Raw genomic sequence first — 2,898 nt, 5'->3', positions numbered from 1 at the left:
CAGCCGTTGGAATCTGCGGCTGCATTTCATCCAGGAAGGCCCGGTTCCGCTGGAAACCGGCGGCGGCATGCTCAACGCCCTGCCGCTGCTGGGGGACGCGCCATTCATCGCGGTCAACGGCGATATCTGGACGGATTTCGACTTCGCCCGGCTTCCCGCCCGGCCGGAAGGCCTGGCCCACCTGGTGCTGGTCGACAACCCCGAGCATCACCCGCACGGCGATTTCATTCTGGACGGCAACGGCCGGGTGCACGACCAGGGCACGCAACCGCGACTGACCTTCTCCGGCGTCGGGCTATATGCGCCGGCACTGCTGCGCGACTGGCAGCAGGTGATCGGTGAGGACGACGGCAGCACACAGCGACCGCCGCGCTTCAAGCTGGCGCCGCTGCTGCGTGCGGCGATGGCCCGCGGCCTGGTGACGGGCCAGCACCATCGCGGCCACTGGACCGATGTGGGAACACCGCAACGCCTGCACCAGCTGGAGCTCCAGCTGCGCGGGGAAAACGCCTGATCAGTTCCGGCGGCAGGCTTTCCAGCACACGCTTGAGGAACGGCACGGTGATGCGGCGCTTGGCCGCCAGCGATTCGCGGTCCAGCCGTTCCAGCAGCGCCACCAATCCGCTCAGGTCGCGATCGGTGCGGGTGAGCAACCAGTCGATGGCGGCCTCGTCCAGCGCCAGTCCCCGGCGGATGGCGCGCTCGCGCAATACCGCACCGCGCCCTTCATCATCCAGCGGCGACAGCAGGATGCGCCCGCATTGCGACAGCCGCGAGCGCAGGTCCGGCAGCACCAGCCCGAGCGCCTCGGGCGTGGCCCGCGCGGTATAGAGCAAGGTCACGCCAGCGGCGCGTGCGCGGTTGTGGAAATCGAACAACGCGACCTCCGCCTCGCGCTGCCCGGCAATGGCCTCCAGGCCATCGAGCGCAATGACCTCGCGCCCTTCCAGGGCCTCCAGCGCATCACGCAGACGGCCTTGCGCCGCGGCCAGCGGGAAGTAGGCCGGAGCCCTTCCCGACTGTTCGGTCGCCGCGCACAGCGCCAAGGCCAGATGGGTCTTGCCGGTCCCGGCGGCGCCGGCCAGATAGGCCCAATCGCGACTGCTGCCAGCCGCAATCGCACGCAACTGGGCCAGCACGCCATCCGGCGCACCGATGAAATTCTCGAATCGCTGGTCTGGCGGATAGCGCAAGACCAGGGGCAACTGCGGCACGCTCACTTCGGTTCAACGTCCTTCAACACGATCTTTCCGTCCGCGAGCGTGTCACCACGCGGATCCACCACGATCACCGACGCCTGTTGCTGGCCGGCATACAACTCACTATGGCGATAGCGCTCATGCGCATACCGCAGCAATACATTGATGATCGCCGCCGCCGGCAGCGCCAGCAGCATGCCCAGAAAGCCGAACAGCTGCCCACCGGCCATCACCGCGAAGATCACCGCCACCGGATGCAGACCGATCTTGTCGCCGACGATACGCGGCGTCAGCACATAGCTTTCCAGCAGCTGGCCGACCGTGAACACCACCCCCACCAGCACCAGCAGCTGCAGGTCGATGCCCTGTGCCTGCACCAGCGCCGCCAGGATCGCCAGTACCACGCCGGTGGTCGCCCCCAGATACGGGATGAAGCTGATCAGCCCGGCCACCAGGCCGATCAACAGCCCCAGGTTCAATCCGACCAGCGACAGGCCCGCGGCGTACACCACACCCAGCGCGATCATCACCGCGATCTGGCCGCGGATGAACGCGCCCAGCACGTCGTTGGATTCTCTGGCAAGACGCGACACGGTCTCGATATGGTTGCGCGGGATCAGCGAGGCCACCCGTTCGATCAGCTTGTCCCAGTCGCGCAGGAAGTAGTAGGTCAGGATCGGCAGCAGCGCCAGGTTGACCACCAGTGCCACCATCGCAAAGCCCGAACGCGAGACATAGCCGAACAGCGCGGTCGCTGCACCGCCGGCCTGCTGCCAGTGGCTGCGCACCCAGTCGAACAGCTTTTCCGGGGCCAGCCACGCCATGATCTGGAGGCCGCTCTTCTGCTCGATCCACGGAATCGCCTTGGTGACCAGCCAGTCCTGCGCCTGCGGCAGTGCCGCCGCCAGCGTGGAAATCTGGCGCTGGATCATCGGCACCAGGATCAGCAGCGCGAGTATGACCAGCAGGGTCATCAGCACGAACACCAGAATCACCGCGGTGTTGCGCGAGCGCCCGCGCGCTTCCAGCCGATCCACCAGCGGATCACCCAGCCAGCCCAGCATCAGGGCGATCACGAACGGCGTCAGGATCGGCGCCAGCAACCAGGTCACCCACAGACCGAAAGCGCTGAGCACCACCACTTGAGGCGGCGCAGGAACAGCGCGATTTCCTCTTCGGCGGAATGGCTCATCGGATGCGGTACTCGGCCTGCTGGTATGCGGGAGCCGTGGACGCCGGCTCATCGCTTCCACTGGCGACCACCGGTGCCAGCGGCTGCAAGGCCGCATCCTGGCCCAGCATCCGGTTGAAGCCCGGCAGACCCGTCATCAACTCCAGATCCAGCACCAGCCGGTCGGCGCTGGCCTGCACCGGGATGATCGATTTGACCACCGGCACGCCCTGCAGGGAGGCGGCCAGCCGCAGGTAATCGTCGGCACTGTGGATACCGCTTACCGCAATCCGGTAGACGCCGGCCTTGCCCGACTCCGACGCCTTGGCATAGCGCTTGACCAGCGCATCGGCCGCACCATCGGCACCACCGGCCATCGCCCGGCGGGCATCGCCATCACGGGTGGTCCAGCGCGACAACTCGCGGCCGCCATCCACGAACACCCAGTCGGCCACCCAGCCGCCAGCCCCCCGGTAAAGCTTGCCGATCAGCTGCATCGGTGGTGAATAGCGCGCCGAGGCCCGTGCC

Annotated in this window: 2 protein-coding genes and 2 pseudogenes; 1 reads left to right on the top strand and 3 read right to left on the bottom strand. The window is 67.2% G+C overall.

The annotated features are described in order from the left end of the window. Positions 1–514, top strand: a 514-nt coding sequence (locus tag JCM9942_RS19145; RefSeq protein ID WP_057506395.1) for a glycosyltransferase family protein, incomplete at its 5' end; no start/stop codon positions are given. Between the two features lie 19 nt (positions 515–533). On the opposite strand, the pseudogene hda reads toward JCM9942_RS19145, so the two are convergent. From hda to JCM9942_RS13290, 3 genes and pseudogenes are all read right to left on the bottom strand, one after another. Next, positions 534–1,220: pseudogene (hda, locus tag JCM9942_RS13300) on the bottom strand (DnaA regulatory inactivator Hda); the annotation flags it as partial. Beyond that, positions 1,217–2,391: pseudogene (locus JCM9942_RS13295) on the bottom strand (AI-2E family transporter). The pseudogenes JCM9942_RS13295 and hda, both read right to left, overlap by 4 nt. After that, a partial coding sequence (locus JCM9942_RS13290; protein WP_157722924.1) for a DUF2066 domain-containing protein occupies positions 2,388–2,898 on the bottom strand: 511 nt, incomplete at its 5' end. The gene JCM9942_RS13290 and the pseudogene JCM9942_RS13295, both read right to left, overlap by 4 nt.

The sequence above is a fragment of the Stenotrophomonas pictorum JCM 9942 genome (assembly GCF_001310775.1).
Classification (GTDB): Bacteria; Pseudomonadota; Gammaproteobacteria; order Xanthomonadales; family Xanthomonadaceae; genus Stenotrophomonas; species Stenotrophomonas pictorum.
Note: the sequence above shows the minus strand (reverse complement) of the source record. Positions and strands in the feature narration are given on the sequence as shown.